This window comes from Metapseudomonas boanensis, assembly GCF_018704125.1.
In the GTDB taxonomy this organism is placed as follows: domain Bacteria; phylum Pseudomonadota; class Gammaproteobacteria; order Pseudomonadales; family Pseudomonadaceae; genus Metapseudomonas; species Metapseudomonas boanensis.
In genome coordinates, this window is record NZ_JAGTIS010000010.1 from 153,262 (window position 1) to 174,005 (window position 20,744).

19 protein-coding genes and 3 pseudogenes are annotated in these 20,744 nt (G+C 61.4%); 14 read left to right on the forward strand and 8 right to left on the reverse strand.

Features of this window, described 5'->3' with window-relative positions; genetic code table 11:
* Positions 1-70 precede the first annotated feature (70 nt).
* The 4 genes from ispA to J7302_RS18235 form a co-directional block, all read right to left on the reverse strand.
* Positions 71-958 (reverse strand): (2E,6E)-farnesyl diphosphate synthase, encoded by an 888-nt coding sequence (ispA, locus tag J7302_RS18220; RefSeq protein WP_215377837.1) that lies wholly within the window; start codon positions 956-958, stop codon positions 71-73.
* The gene (locus J7302_RS18225) at positions 955-1,197 is read right to left on the reverse strand and encodes an exodeoxyribonuclease VII small subunit (RefSeq protein ID WP_215377839.1); all 243 of its coding nucleotides are present in this window, start codon (positions 1,195-1,197) and stop codon (positions 955-957) included. Before J7302_RS18225 ends, ispA begins: the two co-directional genes overlap by 4 nt.
* A 139-nt stretch (positions 1,198-1,336) precedes the next feature.
* Positions 1,337-2,095, reverse strand: coding sequence for a sulfite exporter TauE/SafE family protein (locus tag J7302_RS18230; RefSeq protein WP_215377841.1), 759 nt, complete (start codon positions 2,093-2,095; stop codon positions 1,337-1,339).
* A gap of 397 nt (positions 2,096-2,492) precedes the next feature.
* Positions 2,493-2,918, reverse strand: coding sequence for a 3-isopropylmalate dehydratase (locus tag J7302_RS18235; RefSeq protein ID WP_215377843.1), 426 nt, complete (start codon positions 2,916-2,918; stop codon positions 2,493-2,495).
* 373 nt (positions 2,919-3,291) lie between these two features.
* Between J7302_RS18235 and J7302_RS18240 the strand changes: the two genes are divergently transcribed.
* Both J7302_RS18240 and J7302_RS18245 read left to right on the forward strand, forming a co-directional pair.
* Positions 3,292-3,501, forward strand: coding sequence for a cold-shock protein (locus J7302_RS18240; protein WP_215377846.1), 210 nt, complete (start codon positions 3,292-3,294; stop codon positions 3,499-3,501).
* Positions 3,502-3,696: 195 nt separating this feature from the next.
* On the forward strand, positions 3,697-4,362 hold the full coding sequence (locus J7302_RS18245) for a class I SAM-dependent methyltransferase (protein WP_251702135.1): 666 nt from the start codon (positions 3,697-3,699) through the stop codon (positions 4,360-4,362).
* On the opposite strand, the gene J7302_RS18250 is transcribed toward J7302_RS18245, so the two are convergent.
* Both J7302_RS18250 and J7302_RS18255 read right to left on the reverse strand, forming a co-directional pair.
* Positions 4,359-4,604 carry a hypothetical protein gene (locus J7302_RS18250; protein ID WP_215377848.1) on the reverse strand — a complete coding sequence of 82 codons (246 nt, stop codon included), beginning with the start codon at positions 4,602-4,604 and terminating at the stop codon, positions 4,359-4,361. The genes J7302_RS18245 and J7302_RS18250 overlap by 4 nt on opposite strands.
* Positions 4,605-4,733: 129 nt before the next feature.
* On the reverse strand, positions 4,734-5,435 hold the full coding sequence (locus tag J7302_RS18255; protein WP_215377851.1) for a FadR/GntR family transcriptional regulator: 702 nt from the start codon (positions 5,433-5,435) through the stop codon (positions 4,734-4,736).
* Positions 5,436-5,716: 281 nt separating this feature from the next.
* On the opposite strand from J7302_RS18255, the gene J7302_RS18260 reads away from it, so the two are divergent.
* The 5 genes and pseudogenes from J7302_RS18260 to J7302_RS26600 form a co-directional block, all read left to right on the forward strand.
* Complete coding sequence (locus J7302_RS18260; RefSeq protein WP_215377853.1) at positions 5,717-6,502, forward strand: transporter substrate-binding domain-containing protein; 786 nt, start codon at positions 5,717-5,719, stop codon at positions 6,500-6,502.
* A 25-nt stretch (positions 6,503-6,527) separates the two neighbouring features.
* Entirely contained in the window at positions 6,528-7,193 is a 666-nt protein-coding gene (locus tag J7302_RS18265; RefSeq protein WP_215377856.1) for an amino acid ABC transporter permease, read from the forward strand.
* On the forward strand, positions 7,190-7,840 hold the full coding sequence (locus J7302_RS18270; RefSeq protein WP_215377934.1) for an amino acid ABC transporter permease: 651 nt from the start codon (positions 7,190-7,192) through the stop codon (positions 7,838-7,840). Before J7302_RS18265 ends, J7302_RS18270 begins: the two co-directional genes overlap by 4 nt.
* On the forward strand, positions 7,827-8,558 hold the full coding sequence (locus J7302_RS18275) for an amino acid ABC transporter ATP-binding protein (RefSeq protein WP_215377858.1): 732 nt from the start codon (positions 7,827-7,829) through the stop codon (positions 8,556-8,558). Before J7302_RS18270 ends, J7302_RS18275 begins: the two co-directional genes overlap by 14 nt.
* Before the next feature lie 217 nt (positions 8,559-8,775).
* A pseudogene (locus J7302_RS26600) lies at positions 8,776-9,024 on the forward strand (ISL3 family transposase); the annotation flags it as partial.
* Between the two features lie 603 nt (positions 9,025-9,627).
* Here the strand turns inward: J7302_RS26600 and J7302_RS18280 are convergent.
* Positions 9,628-10,905 carry a tetratricopeptide repeat protein gene (locus J7302_RS18280; RefSeq protein WP_215377860.1) on the reverse strand — a complete coding sequence of 426 codons (1,278 nt, stop codon included), beginning with the start codon at positions 10,903-10,905 and terminating at the stop codon, positions 9,628-9,630.
* Positions 10,906-11,016: 111 nt separating this feature from the next.
* Here J7302_RS18280 and J7302_RS18285 point away from each other — a divergent pair, with 111 nt between their 5' ends.
* Positions 11,017-12,075 carry a GlxA family transcriptional regulator gene (locus J7302_RS18285; protein WP_215377862.1) on the forward strand — a complete coding sequence of 353 codons (1,059 nt, stop codon included), beginning with the start codon at positions 11,017-11,019 and terminating at the stop codon, positions 12,073-12,075.
* A gap of 105 nt (positions 12,076-12,180) precedes the next feature.
* Here J7302_RS18285 and J7302_RS18290 read toward each other — a convergent pair.
* Positions 12,181-12,466: pseudogene (locus tag J7302_RS18290) on the reverse strand (DNA topoisomerase); the annotation flags it as partial.
* A 762-nt stretch (positions 12,467-13,228) separates the two neighbouring features.
* Here J7302_RS18290 and J7302_RS18295 point away from each other — a divergent pair.
* The 6 genes and pseudogenes from J7302_RS18295 (at position 13,229) to J7302_RS18325 (ending at position 20,501) form a co-directional block, all read left to right on the forward strand.
* A complete protein-coding gene (locus J7302_RS18295) occupies positions 13,229-14,101 on the forward strand; it encodes an ImmA/IrrE family metallo-endopeptidase (protein WP_215377864.1) in 873 nt (290 codons plus the stop codon).
* A gap of 762 nt (positions 14,102-14,863) precedes the next feature.
* Entirely contained in the window at positions 14,864-15,781 is a 918-nt protein-coding gene (gene ctlX / locus J7302_RS18305) for a citrulline utilization hydrolase CtlX (RefSeq protein WP_215377868.1), read from the forward strand.
* A 27-nt stretch (positions 15,782-15,808) separates the two neighbouring features.
* On the forward strand, positions 15,809-16,855 hold the full coding sequence (locus tag J7302_RS18310) for an ornithine cyclodeaminase (RefSeq protein ID WP_215377870.1): 1,047 nt from the start codon (positions 15,809-15,811) through the stop codon (positions 16,853-16,855).
* 206 nt (positions 16,856-17,061) lie between these two features.
* Positions 17,062-17,592: pseudogene (locus J7302_RS18315) on the forward strand (ATP-binding cassette domain-containing protein); the annotation flags it as partial.
* A gap of 40 nt (positions 17,593-17,632) precedes the next feature.
* A complete protein-coding gene (locus tag J7302_RS18320; RefSeq protein WP_215377872.1) occupies positions 17,633-18,139 on the forward strand; it encodes an Lrp/AsnC family transcriptional regulator in 507 nt (168 codons plus the stop codon).
* A 400-nt stretch (positions 18,140-18,539) separates the two neighbouring features.
* On the forward strand, positions 18,540-20,501 hold the full coding sequence (locus J7302_RS18325; protein WP_215377874.1) for a methyl-accepting chemotaxis protein: 1,962 nt from the start codon (positions 18,540-18,542) through the stop codon (positions 20,499-20,501).
* Positions 20,502-20,744 lie beyond the last annotated feature (243 nt).

Below are 20,744 nucleotides of genomic sequence, written 5' to 3' on the forward strand. Positions count from 1 at the left end.
GGTGTCAGTGCGGCTTGAGCGATTTCATGCGGGGCTGTGACGAAATCGGCATAGCCCCGAATAGATGCAATCAGTTGCGGCGTTCGACGATGTAGCGGGCCAGTGCGCGCAGCGGGTCGGCGGCATCACCGAAGGCCTGCAGCGACGCCAGTGCCTGGTCGTGCAGCTCCAGGGCGTATGCCTTGGCATTGTCGAGGCCGAGCAGGGCGGGGTAGGTAGGTTTGTCGTGGGCCTGGTCCTTGCCCTGGGTTTTGCCCAGGGTGGCGGTATCGCTTTCCACGTCGAGAATGTCGTCCTGCACCTGGAAGGCGAGGCCGATGGCCTGGGCATAGGTGTGCAGGGTTTTCAGGGACGCCTCGTCGGCCTTGCCGCTGGCCAGGGCGCCGAGGCGCACGCTGGCTTCGATCAATGCCCCGGTCTTGTGCCGATGCATGGTCTCCAGCGCTTGCTGGTCCAGCTTCATGCCGACGGAGCCAAGGTCTATGGCCTGGCCGCCGACCATGCCGGCGGGGCCGGCGGCGTGGGTCAGGCTGGTGAGCATGGCAAGGCGGGTTTGCGCATCGTGGGGATTGCGGGCCGGGTCGGCCAGCACTTCGAATGCCAGCGCTTGCAGGCCGTCGCCAGCGAGAATGGCGCAGGCTTCATCGAAGGCGATGTGTGTGGTCGGCTGGCCGCGACGCATGTCGTCGTCATCCATGGCCGGCAGGTCGTCATGGACCAGCGAATAGGCGTGGATCAGCTCCACTGCGCAGGCCGCTCCGTCCGCTTTCTCGATGTCACCGCCGAGGGCTTCGCACGCGGCATAGACCAACAGCGGGCGCACGCGTTTGCCGCCGTTGACCACGCTGTAGCGCATGGCCTGGTAGAGGCGTTGCAACTCGCTGCGCGGAGCATCGAACAGGGTGTCGAGTGCAGTATCCACTCGCTGCTGGCAGCGAGCCTGATAGGTACCGATCATGGCTGCTCGTCCGCGTCGAACGGGGCCTCTTCCAGCTGACCGTCGCGCTCCAGCAGGATTTGTACCTTTTGCTCGGCCTGGTTCAACGCGGCCTGGCATTCGCGGGTCAGGCGGATGCCTTGCTCGAAGGCACTGAGGGAATCCTCCAGCGACAGCTCGCCGCTCTCCAGGCGCTCGACCAGGGTCTGAAGGTCAGCGAGGGACTGTTCGAAATCGGGGGTGGCTTTTTTGCGGGCCATAACTGCTGTCTCGCGGGGACGAATCGGGCGCGACACTAGCAGAGCCGCACCCTGCGGGCAAATGAAGGGGGCGGATGGTGGTCAGTGGTGGGGCCTGTTGTGGGCGCGAAGTCATTCGCACCCACAGGAGCGGTGCGGATCAGCCGGTATAAAAGTAGTACAGCGTCATGCCCGTGCCGACCGCGATGACCAACATCCTTAGCCAGTGGCTGGGCAAGCGGCGGGCCAGCGCGCCGCCGGCGTAACCGCCGCAGCTGGCTGCGCCGAGCAACACGGCGAGTTCGGCCCAACTGACCCGACCGGCGATCACGAAGGTCACCACCGCCACGCTGTAGATGCAGCTCGACAGCAGGTTCTTCAGGGCGTTGGCGCGCAGCAGCGGGTGCCCTTCGATGGAGAAGGCCGCCAGTTGCAGGATGCCCATGCCGGCGCCGAAGTAGCCGCCATAAACGGCCACCAGGCCGTGGGCGAGGTTCCCCAGCGGGCCGTGAGGCGGCAGGGCGCCAGCTGCACGCTGGCGGTTGATCAGCTTGCTCAGCCAGGGGCTGGCAGCGAACAGCAGTGTGGCGGCCAACAGCAGCCAGGGAATCAGCTTGCGGAAAGTTTCGTCACCACCTGCCAGCAGCAACAGCCCACCACCCAGGCCTCCCAGCAGGGAAAGCACCACCAGCGGCACCACATAGCGGCCGAGCGGACGCAGTTGCTCCCGCGCCGCCCAGCTCGCCGCCAGGCTGGCCGGCCAGAGGGCAACGGCATTGGTTGCATTGGCGGTCACCGGTGGCAGGCCGCTGGCCAGTAGCGCGGGGAAGGAGAAGAAGGTGCCGCCCCCGGCAAGGGCGTTCATGCCGCCGGCAGCGAAGCCGGCAAGTAGCAGGAGCAGGAAGTCGGTAAGCGTCATGGTTGGAGCGTGCAAAAGCCGGAAGCTTACGCGCGGGGTCGCATCAGGGCAAAGCCGGTGGCGGTCATCGCGAATGACCGAGCGCCCCTGCGGCCGACCAAAGAGCCAAATCGCTGACCAGCGGGAAGGCACCGCATCACGTGGGCCCTATGCTTTCAAATACTCGTATGGGGCGGGGAAGTTCCAGCGCATGGAAGCTCTTGGTACGTGCCTTCCCAAGGTGTGATCGGGCAAGGCAGCAGGGTTGTGTCATCAGTGCTTCAGCTTTAGCGTCAGGCCGTGGCAGGGTTAGTACTCGTCCGCGGCCTTTTTCATTGCGGAGTCTGGCCCGGCGCTGACGAGAGTCATCGTCAACCTGCTCGGGTCTGCCGGAACGCCAAGTGCTCAGGTCTGCGCCTTACTGATCGTCTCGCTGGATCGCGAACCCATTTCTATTCTCGCTGACGATGCGGAAATGCCGGCTTTCCCCTGCGGCCAGCGGCAGCGCCAGCTCGCGGCGCAAACGGCCCTTGCTGCAGAGCGTGTCGTCCTGCTCGTCGACGCCGATGCCGACGATGCGATTGCCGGCCGGTACCTGGAAGCTGGCCTCCTCGCCAATGCCAATGCGTGCCGCCACTTGGCGGTCGATCAGCACGGCAATGTAGCAACCGGCGCCGAGGCCACCCATGTCGCGGTTCACCACGATCTGCCCGCCACCCTCGACTGGCTGCTGGTAGGCGAGCAAACGGTCGCTGGGTACCTGGGTAACCTGGTTGGGATCGGCGCGGAACGATGAACAGCCGGCCAAGGCCAGCAGAGGTAGAACGGCACAGATCATTCGCATTGGAGCCCTCCTTGGGCAGATCATCGCGGGTGCTGGTTCAACTCTAGTGGATCGGAAAGGATTTGCCGTGCCGTCTCCATCTGCCTGATCAGCCGGCTGCGGGCTTCGCGTTGGTATCGATGGCCATTCGCGTTACCGCCAAGTAGATGATTAATAAGGCCATTCATCCGCGAAAATATTTCCGGAAAAATAAACCTGTACATTCAGGAAGGACCGCGTATAGTCCGTCCCCACTGCGCTGCAATTGACACTTCGATACCTGGTTTGATGCTCTGATTGACGTCCTTCATCTCCTAGATTCGTTTTAGATTTTCGCAATTCAGTATCTTCCTGAATTTCTCAGGAACTCGTTAAATATTCTGGAGATGTAAAGATGTCCAATCGTCAAAGCGGTACCGTTAAGTGGTTCAACGATGAGAAAGGTTTCGGCTTCATTACCCCGACTGAGGGTGCCGACCTCTTCGTTCACTACCGTTCGATCGAAAGCACTGGCTTCAAGAGCCTGAGCGAAGGTCAGCAAGTTACTTTCGAAGTAGTGCGTGGCCAGAAAGGCCTGCAAGCTGACAAAGTTCAAGTCGTCTAAGACGCTTGAATAAGAAAAGCCCCGTTTAACGGGGCTTTTTTGTTTTTGGGGTGTTCATTTTTTAACGCTACAAAGCTCAATCTATTCGGGTGTCGATTCAGAAGCCCGCCCCTCCTTTGTGTCCGTGGTGTTCTGCATTCGAGCACCCTGTCCGGTCTACCCGGCGGCACTCATCATTTCTCAAGAGAGTTCCGTATGCTGGGTTATCAGGTCAAATACCAGACCGTTTCGGTCGGTGATATGGACTTTCAGATACGTTCGCTGCTGGATCACCAGCAGTATCACGATCCAGACCACGAGGCAGAAGACCGGGGCATTTTGCCGGAAAGCTGGCCACTGTTTGGCCAGGTCTGGCCTTCCAGCCTCGTGCTGGCCGAGGCGATGCGGACGATGGACCTGCAGGGCAAGCGTATCCTCGAAGTGGGTGCCGGCCTGGCGCTGGCGAGCCTGGTGGTGCATCGACGCGGCGGCAATATTACCGCCAGCGATTACCACCCGCTTATCCCGACATTCCTGGATGAGAACCTGCGCCTGAACGACCTGGGACCGCTCAAGTACCAGTCCGCCGATTGGGCGGAGATGAGTTCCGATCTGGGGCAGTTCGACATGATCATTGGCAGCGACCTCATCTACGAGCGCGACCAACCGTCAGCGCTTGCCGATTTCATCGATCGGCATTCGGCGGAAGTTGTCGACGTGCTCATCGTTGACCCCAATCGGAGCAACAAGTCGAAGTTCTGTCGGGAGATGAGGGAGTTGGAGTACGAGCAGCACATCAGCAGCGCGAACTGCCTGCTCGGAAGTGGTGAGGCTTACAAAGGGTCATTCCTGCACTTCCAGCGCGACGATGCCCTGCTCTAACAGGATGTCGAGCTGAATACTGGCGTATCGAACTCGTCGATCCGAACCAGTTTGCTCAGCGCGTCTTCCGCGGCGGCACAGGCCTCCGACAAGCGAGGAAAGTGCGAGCCCTCGTAAACGAGGTGGAAGGCAGCCTCCGCCTCCGGAACATCCTGTTTGATGGCCACGAATGCCAAGGCATGGTCCCCATTCATGCAGGCTTCACTCCAGGCCACGTGCTTCGGGAAGGTGCGACTTTTCATGAACACCTCTGATCCAGGTTGAACTCATAGTCGTGCCACTGCCCACTATCCGCTCCTTTCTTCGCTAGTGGCGCGAATCTGACCAAAGGTGGCCCGTCGAAACGGCCATAGGGCCGTGGCTCAGGCTGGCTACAGGGGAAACACGATCCCCGTGCGTGAGGCCGCATTGCGGATATGTTCCTGCATGGCTTTCTGCGCTGGGCCGGTGGAGTGACGGGCAAGGTGGCGAAGGATCTTGCGGTGCTCCTGCCAGGTTTCCATGGCCCGCTCCGGGCGAATGAAGGGGAGTTTCTGGCTTTCCAGGAAGATGTCCTGGCTGGCGGTGATGATGTGAAGCATCGCGCGGTTGCCGCCGGCGTCCAGCAGGCGCCTATGGAACTCGAAATCAAGCTGGGTTGCGGCTTCGAAGTTGCCCGCGAGCAGTTCAAGACGCATCGCCTCGACGTTTTCCTCCAACTGGTCGATGTCTTCAGCCGTGAGACTGATGGCGGCCTGGCCAGCGCAAAAGCCTTCAAGTACATAGCGCAGCTGAAAGGTGTCGGCGGCAGATACCTGTTCCGCATAGGGCCAGGAGAAGCTCCGTGTCGCACCTCCGTTGACCGCCGAACCTGCCTGTACGAACACACCCTTGCCCGGCTGCACGCTGATCTGCCCCAGCGCACTGAGCGATGACAGTGCCTCACGCAACGAGGCGCGGCTGACGCCCAGTTGTTCGGCGAGGTCGCGCTGGGAGGGCAGGGCGTCGCCGGCCTGGTAGCCACCTTCGCGGATCAGTTTCTGGATGGCCTGCAAGGCATATTCGGGTACGGCGCGGGGGGAGGTATCGAGCATGCTGTTCAGACCGGTAGGTTCAGCGAGTTGCCCTTTGTAAGGCTTTACGGGGTGGCCCGGCAAGTGCCGCCCCCTTGTGGCGCAAGGGCTGGCGGGTTGCACGAAATGGAAGCGAATCCGAATCTGACAGAGCGGACAAGTTCATTGACTGTTCAGACCAGTAAGACCTTGTCAGTGCTGGCCTAATCGATTCAGTTGGCCCTTCAATGCGGGATATGGCATGGGCTGTGCACCGGGCGTCGGCAGGAATATCGACCTGCCACGTACCCGAGGTAAGCACCATGCGCAACTTCCGCAACCTGTTCCTGGCCACATTTCTCTGCACGGGCGTGCTGACCCAACCGGCGGCCCAGGCTGACGCCCTGAGCGACATCAGCGAACGCGGCGTATTGAAAGTGGCGGTGCCACAAGACTTCCCGCCCTTCGGTTCGGTGGGGCCGGACCTCAAACCGCGTGGGTTGGATATCGATACCGCCCAACTGCTGGCCGACAAGCTCGAAGTGAAGCTGGCGCTGACGCCGGTGAACAGCACCAACCGCATTCCCTTCCTCACCACGGGCAAGGTGGACCTGGTGATCTCCAGTTTGGGCAAGAACCCCGAGCGTGAGCAGGTCATCGATTTCTCACGCCCCTACGCACCCTTCTACCTGGCGGTGTTCGGCCCAGCGGAGGCGGCCATTGGCTCGGTCGAGGCGCTGGATGACAAGACCATCAGCGTCACCCGTGGCTCGATCGAGGACATGGAGCTCAGTGCCGTCGCACCCAAGGGCGCCACGATCAAGCGCTTCGAGGACAACAATTCCACCATCGCCGCCTACCTCTCCGGCCAGGTTGACCTGATTGCCAGCGGCAGCGTGGTAATGGCGGTGATCGCCGACAAGAACCCGACGAAAGTGCCGGTGGTGAAGCTGAAACTCAAGGATTCTCCGGTCTACATCGGCCTGGCGAAGCACGAGCCGGCATTGCTGGAAAAGGTCAACGCGATCATCAACGAAGCCAAGGCGGATGGCAGCCTGAATCGCAATGCCGAGAAGTGGCTGAAGCAGCCGCTGCCTGCCGACCTCTGACCGCTGTTCGATCGGAGTTTCCTAGATGGCTTATCAATTCGACTTCGCACCGGTGCTGGGGCAGGGTGGGATGCTGCTCGAAGGGGCGTTGTTCACCCTCGAGCTGACTGCAATCGGCACCTTGCTGGGCTTGGGCATCGGCATCGTCGGTGCGGCCGTTCGCGCCTGGCGCCTGCGGCCCTTCGACTGGTTGTTCGGCATATACGTGGAGCTGATCCGCAACACACCCTTCATCGTGCAGCTGTTCTTCATCTTCTTCGGCCTGCCATCGCTGGGTGTCCGCCTGACCGAGTGGCAAGCGGCGGTGCTGGCGATGGTGATCAACCTCGGTGCCTATTCAACCGAGATCATCCGCGCCGGTATCCTGGCGATTCCCAAGGGACAGCTGGAGGCGGCCGCGGCGTTGGCAATGAGTCGCTTCGAGGCCTTCCGTCATGTGGTGATCCAGCCCGCGCTGGGCAAGGTCTGGCCGGCGCTGTCGAGCCAGATCGTCATCGTCATGCTGGGTTCGGCGGTGTGCTCGCAGATCGCCACCGAGGAGTTGTCGTTCGCCGCCAACTTCATCCAGTCCCGTAACTTCCGGGCGTTCGAGACCTATCTGCTGACGACCCTGCTCTACCTGGCAATGGCCGTCCTGCTACGCCAATTGCTGGGCTGGGTCGGCCAGCGGTTGATCGGGGGGAGGCGCTGATGGACTTCAGCTTCTGGGATATCACCCGCAACCTGCTCATCGGCCTGCAATGGACGTTGCTGCTATCGCTGGTGGCCTTCATTTGTGGCGGCATCGCCGGGTTGCTGGTGATGCTCGCGCGGATCTCCGACAACCTGACGCTGCGCGTCCTCGCTCGCGGTTACATCGAGTTGTTCCAGGGCACGCCGCTGTTGATGCAGCTGTTCATGGTGTTCTTCGGCATCGCCCTATTCGGGGTGGACGTCTCCGCCTGGCTCGCCGCAGCGACGGCGCTGACCTTGTTCACCAGCGCGTTCCTGGCGGAGATCTGGCGCGGCTGCGTCGAGTCGATCCCGCGTGGCCAGTGGGAGGCCTCGGCGAGCCTGGCCTTGGGGCGCCTGGAGCAACTGCGCCACGTGGTCCTGCCACAGGCGCTGCGCATCGCCATTGCGCCCACCGTGGGCTTCTCGGTGCAGGTGGTGAAAGGCACGGCGGTGACTTCGATCATCGGCTTCACCGAATTGACCAAGACCGGCGGCATGCTGGCCAACGCCACCTTCGAGCCCTTCATGATCTACGGCCTGGTGTCCCTGGGCTACTTCATCCTCTGCTATCCGCTCTCGCTGAGCGCACGCCATCTGGAAAGGAGGCTGCATGCCCCTGCTTAGAATCTCTGCACTGCACAAGCACTACGGCGACAACCATGTGCTCAAGGGCGTCGACCTCAGCATCGACGAAGGTGAAGTGGTCGCCATCATCGGTCGCAGCGGCTCGGGGAAGAGCACCTTGCTACGCACCCTCAATGGCCTGGAGTCGATCAACGACGGCGTGATCGAGGTGGACGGTGAATACCTCGACGCCGAACGCGCCGACTTGCGTTCGTTGCGACAAAAGGTCGGCATGGTGTTCCAGCAGTTCAACCTGTTCCCGCACCTGACCGTGGGCGAGAACGTGATGCTCGCCCCGCAGGTGGTGAAGAAGGTCTCCAAGACCGAGGCTCGTGCCCTGGCCGAGCAGATGCTGGCGCGTGTGGGGCTGGCCGAGAAGATCGATGCCTACCCCGAACGCCTGTCGGGAGGCCAGCAGCAGCGCGTGGCTATCGCCCGTGCGCTGGCCATGTCGCCCAAGGTACTGCTGTGCGACGAGATCACGTCCGCGCTGGACCCGGAGCTGGTCAACGAAGTGCTTGGCGTAGTGCGTCAGCTGGCCCGCGAAGGCATGACCCTGATCATGGTCACCCACGAAATGCGCTTCGCCCGCGAGGTGGGTGACAAGCTGGTATTCATGCACCAGGGGCGGGTGCATGAGGCGGGGCATCCGAAAGCATTGTTCAGCCAACCTCAGACGCCTGAGCTGGCGAACTTCATCGGGATGGTCGGGCAGTAGCTACGTAATACCCGGCAGGACGGAAATGCTGTTCACTTAGGCATTGGCGGCAGCGCATATGGGGAGGGGCGTGACTGGCCTTCGGAGCAGTCTGCCACCTCAAGCCCGATTTAATGAAGGTTCTTTGCGGAATCGGGGGGAAGAGCGAGTTGACAGTCGGGGAAGTGGGTAAATTGGCAATCGCCAAACATCCCAACCCCCACCCCCTGCTGTCGCCGTGCACCCTATTGATCTTGCCCCTTTCTGGCCAGGCTACGAGGTCGTCGCCTGTCGCCAATCCACTCACGACACCCTGTTGACCCACGAGCAGCAGCACATCCGCCAGGTGCGGGATCGTGACCTGCAGGATCAGCGCGTCCTGCTGCAACTGCCGGTGCGTCGCGTCGACTGCCGGTACTGCGGACGCGTATCCGAGCGGATCGACTGTCTGGCGCCGGCTTCCCGCCTTCCCCGGAAAGCAGCCTGCAACACCTCCTTGGCGGACTTGTCGGGCGGAGTGACACATCGAAGGCGCGCGAAACCTTGTAGGAGCCAGCTTGCTGGCGAATGGCGCATGTTCGCCAGCAAGCTGGCTCCTACAGAGAGAGTACCGGCTATCCGGCTGTCAACTCGCCTCTCCCCCAGATTCCGCGATGAACCTTAATGAAGGCCCTGGAGGAGCGAGCTCTGCTTGCGAAGGAGGCGGGTTCGCGAGCAGAGCTCGCTCCTACGAGAGATACCTGCCCAACAGAAACAACTTCGTGATGATGTAAAACCAAAAACGCCGCCCTCCTGCTGAAGGGAAAGCGGCGTTTTTTCTTAAGTGAACAGCATGACGGCAGGACGGGGCAGTTCCTTGGTCCTAAAAAGGCGCATGGCACGATGGGTTTCGCGAACAGTACGCGCGCGCGAACCCTGATCCTGATCCTGGCCCAGCGGGAAGAGTTCGTTGTTGGCGAGCGACGAAATTTAACCAGGTCCCAGTTTGGCGACGAGTACGGCAACCCCTGAGGCGTGGGCTGCCATACCCGACTAAGCGGTTACGAGTTTTTCGGCGGGTAGTTGCCGCGACCGCATCCCGCCGCGCGCCTCAGTGCACCGCGCGCTGGCCGGCGAGCAGGTGCCGTTCGCGTTCCAGGGCAGTGGCCAGGCCGGCCTGGCCGTCGCGCCTGGCCGCGACCAGCAGCGTCTGGTCGAGCAGGTCGCGCTGCGCGTGGCTGCCGCCGAAACCGTGTGCCTGATTGCGGATCGCCCGCAGCAGCTCTACGCAGCGGGCGTAGCGGCCGTCATGGTAGGCCAGCAACGCCTCGATGGCCGGCGCGCCGATCTCGCGGGTCATTCGCGTATTGTCGTCGTCGCGCTGTAGCGCGCACGCCTGTGCCCGCTGCACCCGTTCCAGCAGATCGCTGCGCCCGGCACTGGCGAAGGCCATGCAGGCGTGCAGGTCGTTGAAGGCGTAGTGGCCGTCGTCGGCCAGCAGCGCCCAGCGCTCGGCCAGGTTCTGCCAGCGCTCGCCCGGGTCGACGCCGCGCAGCTGCAGGCGCCAGAGCAGGGCGCTGGCGTCCACCAGCTCGAGGGCGATCTGCGAGCCGCTGGCGTCGATCGAGTTGTCGAACAGCTCGAGCACGCTGGCGCTATCGCCCAGCTCCAGGTGGTACAGCGCCAGGTGCCACCAGTTGTGTACGGCGAGCATGTTGTCCTGCTGCCAGGCGGGGTTGCCGCGCATCCAGGCGATGCCCTCCTCGCGCCGGCCCTGCATCTCCAGCACGTGCGCCACCGCGTGCTGGGCCCAGGCGTCCGCCGGCTCGCGGGATATGGCCTGGCGGCCGAGGCGCTCGGCCAGGCGGTAGTCGCCGCATTCCTCCAAGCCGAAGGCGTACATGCCTAGCAGCGCGTGGTAGCCCGGCACGTCCGCTGACCAAGCCGGCAGCACCCGGGCGATGCGGTCGCGCAACATGCGTGCGTCGCCGGTGAAGAAGTCCAGCTGGTGGCCGACCTGCAGCGCCAGCAGGTCGTGGGGGTACTCGACGCTGAGGTCTTCCAGGCTACGCCCGGCCAGCAGCCAGTGGCCGTCCACCCACTGCCCCACGGCCTGCAGGTGGCGCGCCTCGCGGTCGTTGTGCGGCAGGGCGCGGGCGCGCTCCAGGGCGGCGCGGGCCTCGGGCACGGCGCCGCCTTCGCTGCTCATGAGGTATAGCCAGGCGCGCAGCACGTGGCCCATGACCAGTTCGGGGGAGGCCGCCAGCGCCGCATCGGCGCTGGCCAGCGGATCGTTGCGCAAGCAGCGCAGTTGCGTCAGACCGCGCTCGAGCAGTGCCAGGGCCTCGGCGTTGCAGCCGGTCAGTTGGTGTCCGTGTGCATCTTTCATTGTTCTATGCTCCAAGGGTCGGGTTCGCTGGCCACGGCCAGTGCGTTCATCTTCGGCCTGCCGCGCGAACCGCACCAAGGTCATCCAGGTCAGAAAATGGGCATTTCCGCCATGTCCCGCCCCGATTCCACAAACCGCGACCGTCCCCTGAGCGTCGGCCTGCTCGCCCTGCCGGATACCACCGCCTCGACGCTGTTCGGCCTGTTCGACCTGCTGCAGGGCACCCGCCGCGACTGGCAGATGCTGCTCAACCAGACCGAGGTCGCCTCGCCGTTCCGGCCGCTGATCCTCAGTCGCGACGGTCTGCCGCTGCGAGCCGCCAACGAAGTGCTGATCCAGCCGCATGCCGGCTTGGCCGACGCGGCCCCGGTCGATGTGGTGATCGTCAGCGACCTGGCGGTCAGCCCCTGGCAGCCGCTGGGCGAGCGTTATGACATCGAGGTGCAGTGGCTGCGCGAGCGCCATGCTGCCGGCGCGACTCTGGCCTCGGCCTGCTCCGGCGCGCTGCTGCTGGCGCGCACCGGGCTGCTGGACGGCTACGAGGGCACCTCGCACTGGGGCTACTGCGAGAGCCTGCAGCGCGAACACCCGCGTGTCCGCTGGCAGCCGGGCAAGGCCCTGGTGACCTCCGGCGAGGGCCAGCGCCTGGTGATGGCCGGCAGCGGCACCAGCTGGCACGCCCTGGCGCTGTACCTGATCGCCCGTTTCGTCGGCGCCGAGGAGGCGATGCAGATGGCGCGGATCAACCTGCTGGACTGGGACTCCACCAGCCCGCTGGCCTACGCGGCGATGATGCGCACCGGGCAGCAGGCTGATCCGGTGATCGCGCGCTGCCAGGAGTGGGCCGCGCTGCACTACGAGAGCGAGGCGCCGGTGGCGGCCATGGTGCAGATGAGCGGGCTGGCCGAGCGCACCTTCCTGCGTCGATTCTCCCAGGCCACCAGCATGTCGCCGCTGGATTACGTGCACACCCTGCGCCTGGAGGATGCCAAGCAGATGCTCGAGGCGGGCGAACTGCCGGTCGAGGCCATTGCCCTGGAGGTGGGCTACCAGGACGCCGGTTTCTTCGGCCGCCTGTTTCGGCGCAAGGTCGGCCTGACCCCGGCGCAGTACCGGCGCCGCTTCGGCGTGCTGGCGCGGCGCCTGAGTGGGGTGGCTAGCGAGGACTGAGCGGTTGGCTCGCCCGCCAACCGCTCGTTGCCCGGGGCCTGCCCGGCTTGCGCTTGCGCTGCTACGGCGTCTTCGCGCAAGTGGCCGGGCGGCTGATGGTCAGGCGCAGTCGCTGCGCGGGTAGGTGATCACGTTGTGCGTCTCCGACAGCACCTGGGCGATGTCGAGGGTTTCCTGGGCGCTGAGGCCGAGCTTCTTCGAGCCCACCTCCTGCAGGGTGCCCAGATCGAACGGCAGCGTCGCCGCCTCGCGAATACTCTTGGTCTTCAGCTCGACCAGTAGGCGCTGCCGGCGCGTCGCATGGCCTCGGCGGCGTCCTGCGCCAGCTCCGGCTGCAGCCGGCGGCTTTGCTCGTCGCGGCGTCATCCGGTGCGCGCCACTGCGCGGTGAAGGGCGTTCCGCCTTGCCCCATCTGCCCGCGACTGAGTGACGAGCCTCATTCAAGGTGCCACCACAATTTCGGGGTCTTTGGTAATAAAAAAGCCGGCTTGTGGCCGGCTTATTGTGCTTATATCTATATGATTAGTAAGGAATATTTATTGCTTTTAAGATGCGTACCCTCATTTGTCCCCACACTTTTCGTGCGCGTGACCGTTTAATGAGGAGGAATTCGTCTGGTTTGGCCGGGGCGGCGACTGTGGCAATGCGATGCTGCAGTTGCCGCGCGGTGACACACATATTCCTGTCCATGGCGAATGCCCCTTACCGGTGATCCCAGCGCGTTCCCCGCGCCTGCGGGGATGAACCGCCTTTCCCATCAGCGGTGGGAAAGTCGAAAAAGGGTTCCCCGCGCCTGCGGGGATGAACCAGACTTCTGGACCGGGAAGCTGCCGCCGCGCCCGTGTTCCCCGCCCCTGCGGGGATGAACCGGTCTTCAGGTCGCCGGTGTCGCCCTTGGTGATGTGTTCCCCGCGCCCACGGGGATGAACCGACGATGTACATCTCGCCGCGGTGCGCCGGAGCGTGCTCCCCACGCCAGCGGGGACGAACCGTGGGGCGAGGCCGACCGCGTGCTCCACATCGCGTGTTCCCCGCTCCTGTGGGGATGAACCGGAGGAAGTCTATCAGCGTGGAGTCCGCACTCTCCTTGAGCGAAGCCCCTACTTGCTGGCTAGGCTTCCCAAGAACTTACTCAAGGACGCAGTGGCAAGCCATGATGCTCCAACAAGACCTATTCGAGTCCGAGGCTGCCCGCTCACTGCTGGATCAGCTGCTCGACGATGCACGCCTCTATCACAGCAGTACCGGCTACCGGGAACTGCTCGACTTCGTTGTGAAGCTCAGGAACTTCGCGCCTTTCAACGCCATGCTGCTGCATATCCAGAAGCCTGGGCTGAGCTATGCCGCATCGGCATTCGACTGGCGCGAGCGCTTCAACCGGCGTCCAAAGCGGGATGCGCGCCCCTTGCTCATCCTGTGGCCATTCGGGCCGGTGGCTTTTGTCTATGACGTGCAGGATACAGAGGGCGATGACTTGCCTAAGGACGTCAGCTTCTTCCAGGCCAGTGGGGAGATCACCGAGGAGCGCATGAAGCGCTTCCTGGTGCTGATGGAGCGCAAGCGCATCAAGTATCAATTCTTCGATGGAGGAGAGCACAGTGCCGGTTCCATCGAGGTGACGCAAAAGCCACCAACCAAAGCGGACAAGAAGAAAAAGGCCGGGAAACCCAGCGAGTACCTAATGCGAATCAATCAGAATCACGCGCCCAACGTGCAGTTCAGCACTCTGGCCCACGAACTAGGCCACCTCTTCCTTGGCCACCTCGGGCCTGACGAGCGCCTCAGCATTCCCGAACGCCCGAAGATGACCAATGCACAGGTAGAGCTGGAGGCCGAATCCTTCGCCTACCTGGCCTGCCGCCGCAACGGGGTTTCATGCAAGTCGCAAAGCTATCTGGCCAACTATGTCGACAAACACACGAAGGTCGATAATCTGGATATCTACCAGATCGTCAGGGCGGTCGGTCAGATGGAGACCCTCTTGGAGCTGACCGCCCATACGCGCTATGAGGTGCCCACGGCTTAGCGCCGCGTGAGTTTACCGACCCTCATCCATCAACTTCCGCCGGGCCCCGACCTGAGCCGACAGTACATGGGCCAAGTCATGCATTTCCGGACATCCACGCCAACCTGAATACACGAAGCTCGGCACCCGCTGGGCACCGCCAGGTTGCCAGGATCAGGGTAGCCTCGCGCGCGCGCGTATTGCTCTCTAAATTCGGCGCGCCATGGCTTGCAGCAGGATGCCGGGGAGCCACTTGCTCACGGTGAAGTGGTACGCAAGACGTAGTACGCAACTCGGTACGCACCAAAAAAAGCTTTCCGGGGGCGCTCATGTCTGCGTTGATCTGCCGACACTCCCGGCATACCTTTCGGCTTCTGGATGTACTCAGCAGGTGCGCACAGAAAACCTATTTCGCAGCCCAACGCGCGGCGCAGATCCCATGAGCGATCAGCGGCTCGGTCGCGCTTGCTGGCCTGCTGGCTCGCGTAATTCAGGCGCATACAGTGGCGGCAGGCGCGGACTTGGTTGCCTCTCATGCCGAGCACGGTGATTTGGATGTCGTCGCCGATACGGATGGTTTGCCGATACGAACTTCGCTGCACAAAGTCACTGGCAAGGAGCTGGTGTGTGTTTGGGTCAATCAACAGAATTTTCGCTGCAGCGGATTCGGCTGTGGCGCCATGTATTTCAGCTTTTATGGTTGGCCGGCAGCCTCAGTTCAGCCAGATTATCCGGTCATCCAGCGGACAATAGAGGGGAAACTAAGCCTCAGATACTTGCACAATGCAAACGACCAGTACTGTCTTGATGATCCGACCAGCGAGGTTCGCCTTTAATGCGGACACCGCTGTCAATAACCGATTTCAGCAACCTATTCTTGGTGCGGCAGCGGCACAAGACAAAGCGCTGGAAGAGTTCGACGGCTATGTTGATATTCTCCGCACGCATGGCGTCGAAGTCCTAGTTATCCAGGATACGCCCACCCCTCATACGCCCGACTCCATCTTCCCTAACAATTGGTGGAGCAGTCATGCCGATGGCAGCGTCGTGCTATATCCCATGGAAGGTCGTAATCGGCGTCTTGAGCGGAACAAGGGTGTACTCCATGCACTTGAGCAGCACTTTGTTATTCACGAAACCATCGACCTGAGCCCACTGGAAGAGCAGAACATGTTTCTCGAGGGAACCGGAAGCATGGTTCTGGATCGTGAGCACCGCATCAGTTACGCCTGTTACTCCGGGCGTACTCACAGCGAGGCTCTGCGCCAGTTCGCAGAGCGCCTGGACTACCGTCTCTGCGTCTTCCACGCAGTAGATCGCCACCACACACCGATCTACCACAGCAACGTGATGATGAGTGTTGGTCGCGCTCTGTCGGTAGTCTGCTTGCAGGCGCTACCTGACATGCGAGAGCGCCAGGCTCTCGCGCGCTCACTTCGTAACACTGGAAAGGACATCCTGGCGCTTGACTTCGAACAACTGGAAGCTTTTGCCGGCAACATGCTTGAAATCCACAACAAGGACGGCCACGCGCTGCTGGTGATGTCCCGCAGTGCCTGGAAATCCCTGCAGCCTGCCCAGCGCGGACAGATTGAGCGACACGCCCACCCCGTAGTGGTGAATGTCGACCATATCGAACGCATTGGCGGCGGCAGCGCCCGTTGCATGCTCGCTGAAGTTCATCTACCGACGCGCCATTGATCCATAATTACAAAGCAGGAGATCAGCATGACCCGTTATATCGACGTCACCGCAATGAGCCATCTGGTGGCGCAGAAAGGTTTAACTCAGTGCCTGTCTGAAATGGCCGAATACATCCATGAGGATTACATTCGCTGGCAGGACTTTGAGAAGTGCGCCCGCCTAGCCAACCACTCGCCGGAAGGCGTGATCGAATTGATGCCGGTTTCGGATGCATCTCTGTACGCTTTCAAGTACGTCAACGGTCACCCGAAAAATACCCAGCGCGGTATGTTGACCGTGATGGCTTTCGGCGCGTTGGGCAATGTCGATACCGGGAAACCAATGTTGCTCAGTGAAATGACCTTGACGACGGCGATTCGTACCGCGGCCACCTCAGCCTTGGCGGCCCGTTATCTGGCGCGCGTTAACAGCCGCAGCATGGCGCTGATCGGCAACGGCTCGCAAAGCGAGTTCCAAGCTTTGGCGTTCCACAGTCTGCTGGGTATCAACGAGATTCGGTTGTACGACGTTGATGCACGGGCTACTGCCAAACTGGTCGCCAACCTGAGTTCCTACCCGGCGATCAAGCTGATCCTGGCAGCCAGCGTAGCCGATGCTGTGCGCGGTGCTGATATCGTCACCACCGTTACCGCCGACAAGACCAACGCCACCATCCTCACCCCTGAGATGATCGAGCCCGGTATGCACCTCAATGCTGTCGGCGGTGACTGCCCGGGTAAGACTGAGTTGCACCGCGACATCGTTGAGGCCGCCCGAGTCATCGTCGAGTACGAGCCGCAAAGTCGCATAGAGGGCGAGATACAGCAGATGCCGGCTGACTCGCCGATCACCGAGTTTTGGCAGGTGGTCAATGGTCAGGTTGCCGGCCGTGAAAACGACGAGCAAGTCACATTGTTCGACTCGGTGGGTTTTGCCTTGGAGGACTATTCGGCGCTGCGCTACTTGTTCGACGTCGCCAAAGCACTTGACATTGGCCAGGAGATCGAACTGGTACCCGATCTAAAGGATCCGAAAGACCTGTTCGCCCGGCTCCAGCCTCAGGCTATGGCGTTGCAGAAAAAACGCGCCTGATTGAATCGCGCCTGCCCTGCGAGCGCGGGGCAGGCCGACAATTCGTCGAAATAGCAGCCAAAACATTGAGTGGCACAGCGGATTCCGCTGTTGGTTGAGCTTTAACGGCGCATTAAGGCTGTCAAAAGCTGGCAAAACGACAAATAAAGCAGGCCGTCATCCCGCATTCTGCGCTTCGCGTAACGTTCACCTAAGCCTTAACTACAATGCGTTCGGGCAGACGTGAGACTCGCTCGCCGCATCAGGCCCAGCAACAGAACCTGCACACGCGTTTTGCGATGGTCTTCCAGCACTTCAATCTGTGGAGCCATATGACGGAGCTAGAAAATATCTGCATGGCGCTACGCCGCGTATTGGGTGTGGGCCAAAAGGCAGCCAAGGCAAGCGCTCGCGCTTATCTGGACAAGGTCGGTCTACCGAGTTGTGTCACCAACCAGTACCCAGCGTTCCTTTCCGGTGGCCAACAGCAACGTGTAGCCATCGCCCGAGCGCTGGCCCTGGAACCAGAGATTATCCTGTTTGACGAACCGACCTCGGCGCTGGAGCCAGAGTTTGTGGGGGAGGTGCTCAAAGTCATACAGACCTTGGCCGAGGAAGGCCGTACCATGCTCATGGTTACTCACGAAATGGGCTTTGCACAGCAGGTTTCCAGCGAGCTGGCGTTCTCACATCCAGGTTGAGTCGAAGAACACGGCAATGCAGGTAACCTTGATAACCCAGAAAGTGAGCGACTTTAGCAATTTCTGTCCATCCGCCTGAAGTGAAAGTGTGATAGCGATGAGTACGAAGGCAAACGGCACCAATTCTTTGGCTCCTCTGGATCGCATTGACGAAGCCATCCTCGACGTCCTACGCCATGATGGAAGAATTACCTATGAGAAACTTTCGTCATTGGTGCACTTGACTCCGAGGCCTTGCCTGGAAAGGGTCCGTAAGTTAGAGAGACGTGGCGTCATTCGCGGTTATGGCGCCATCATCGATGTGCAGATGGTTTCACCAGGATTATCACTGCTGGTCCTGGTCGCGCTTTCTAACCAGAGCGGACGCGCCGCCCAGAAGGCCTTCGAGGCATGCGTCACGGCTTGTCCACAGGTGTTCGAATGTCAGCTGATCAGCGGTCCGTTCGACTACAGCCTACGCATGCGTTGTAAGGACATGGAGCACTATCGCGTGCTCACCGAAACTTGGCTGAATAATTCTGAATTGCACATCGATAAACTTGTCGCGCATCCCGAGTTATCTGTTGTGAAAAGCACTACTAGTTACATGAACTGTCTGTCGTAAAGCGACAATGCAATATGCGAAGTCGAAATCATAATTAGTCTTGGGTGCCTGTCTTGCGAGTTCAAGCTCCATTTGATCAGTAAAGGTGGCTCTCGGGGTTGCGAAACATGTTTCAGGTTTCGTGCTGTCGAAATATTGAGAAAAATTCCTGACTCAACCAATTTTAAATGGACTTTGCCCGATTTTTTTGTCGGAGTTTATACCCTTCGGCGTTGAGTTTTTTAATGCATGGATGGATGTGATTAGAGTAGGTGATGGTTGTTAATAAGTGTTCTAAACAATAAAAACAAATGAGTTATGTAAGGCAGATGATTGTTTGTGAGTACTAGCCGAGCACAAGGCAATATCGCTGCCTTTGGCCGCAGTAGCCGGGCCGGTCATCTTCGAAGCGGGGAAGAATATGCGTGGTTTTGCCGATTTGCGCGTGGCCTACAAGATTGCCCTGGTGCCCGTCCTGCTTGGTGGGTTGTTGGTGGTGCTGGGGGTGGTGTCTTCGGCAAGCCTGCGGAGTATCGCCAGCCGGGTGGAGGTGGTAACTCAGGATCTTGGGCCGAGCCTGGATCGGTTGGCGAAGGTAGCCGACGGCATGAGTCGTCTGCAGTTGGTCGTGCGTCAATATGCTCGCACCGGCGAGCCGGAGGCCGAGTTGCGTTTCAGCGAGCTGGATGCGGTGCTCAAAACGGCACTGGAGCAGGCTCGCGAGCGGATGCAACAGGCGGATAGCCAGCGTCAACTGGATGAAGTGCAAGTCCTGCTCGACCAGTACCGTCGACTGTTTAGCGAGCAGCTGGTACCACTCAGCCAGGAGCGCAAGCAACTGGTGGAGGTGGAGCTGGCCGGGCACGGCCAGGCCATTGAAACTGTCCTTTCGTCGGTGCTGTCCAACGCGCAGCAGGATTTCAACCTGGATGCGGTGTTCTATTCCAGCGCCGGCATGCGCAGCCTGCTGCTGGGTAGCCAGAATCTGTACCGCTTTCTGCAGGAAAACCAGCCGGAGCAGGTGACGGCCTATCGCAGTGAGCTGCAGAGTGCGCAGAGCAGCATTGGCGTACTGCGCGATCGAAGCAGTAGCGAAGGCCTCAAGAGCAAACTGAACGAAGCGCTCGTCAGCCTGGACAAGTACCAGGCGGCGGCGGACCGCACGCTGCAGCTGGTCGAGGCGCGCAACCAGACCTTGGCGGAAATGGCGAGCATTGATCCGCAGATCGCCGATCATGCCAGCCGCTTGCAGCAGGACATCATGCAGGCCATGGAGCGTGCATCCAGCGCAGCGGATAGCACGGTGGAGGCGGTTAACCGGCTGCTCTGGGGCCTGGTGCTGGCTGCCCTGCTGTGCGGCAGCCTGGTGGCCTACGCGGTGGGTTCCATGCTGGTGCGCAGCATCTCGCGGATTAACCGTCTGCTGCAGGACATGGCCGAGGGTGAGGGTGATTTGACTCGCCGACTGCCAGTGCAGGGGCGCGATGAGCTGGGGCGATTGGCTGAGAGCTTCAATACCTTCATCGAGAAGATCCGCCGTACTGTGGTCGAGGTGGCGAAGGCTTCGGGCCAGCTTGAGCAGGCTTCCGGTGGGCTGGAACAGACGGCGGATGGTGCGCACCGCCAGGTCACCAGTCAGCGTGACGAGAACAGCCTGATTGCCTCGGCCGTCACCGAGATGGCCGCCAGTGCTCAGGAAGTGGTGAATGCCGCTGGCCAGGGCGAGATGCTGTCTCGTGAGGCGCGCCGCGCCGCCAGCAGTGGCCAGGAGTGCGTGCAGGCCAGCCGGGTCGCGATGCAGGGGCTGGTCGGGCGTATCGAGCGGCTGGCCGAGGTGATCGACTTGCTTGGTGCCGACAGCAAAAGTATTGGGTCGGTCCTGGAGGTGATCGGGGCCATTGCTGAGCAGACCAACCTGCTGGCGTTGAATGCCGCTATCGAGGCAGCGCGGGCCGGCGAAGCCGGGCGAGGCTTTGCCGTGGTGGCCGACGAGGTGCGCTCGCTGGCGCAGCGTACTCAACAATCGACTGCAGAGATTCGCGGAATCATTGAAGCGCTGCAGGGTCGCACACGCGAATCGATGCTAATGATGTCGGACAGCCAGCAAGCCATGAAACTGGCCAGCAGCAGCGCCCAGACAACCGATGCGGCATTGCAGAGCATCATCGGGGCGGTCGATGCGATCGATGGCAACATTCAGCACATCACCCTGGCGGCCAACGAGCAGGCGCGGGTGGCCGAAGAGGTGGGCACTGGTGTCGTCCGCCTCGGAGGCCTGACTCAGGACAGTATCGCCACCATGGAGCAGACACATGCCGCAGCGACTGATATCCGCCGGCTCGATAGTCGGCTAACGCGCCTGATCGAGCAGTTCCGCGTGTGATTCACAGTGACAGTTGGTCGCTCGCATCCAGGTCATGGGCGTTCCGCTCGGTAAGGTCAGAAGCGTTTGGAATGTTCAGAGTCGTTCTTTCGTTTGAGGCGCTGTCGCTTCCTTGTTTGCATCGGTATCTGGAAACAGCTCGCCGCTTTGCCGCGTGATGCAATCTTCCTGGCCTGCTGGTCGTCTGCTTGACGCAATCCAGACCGCTGATGGCGCATCACTGTTAGGCGGGGGGCGCAGCGG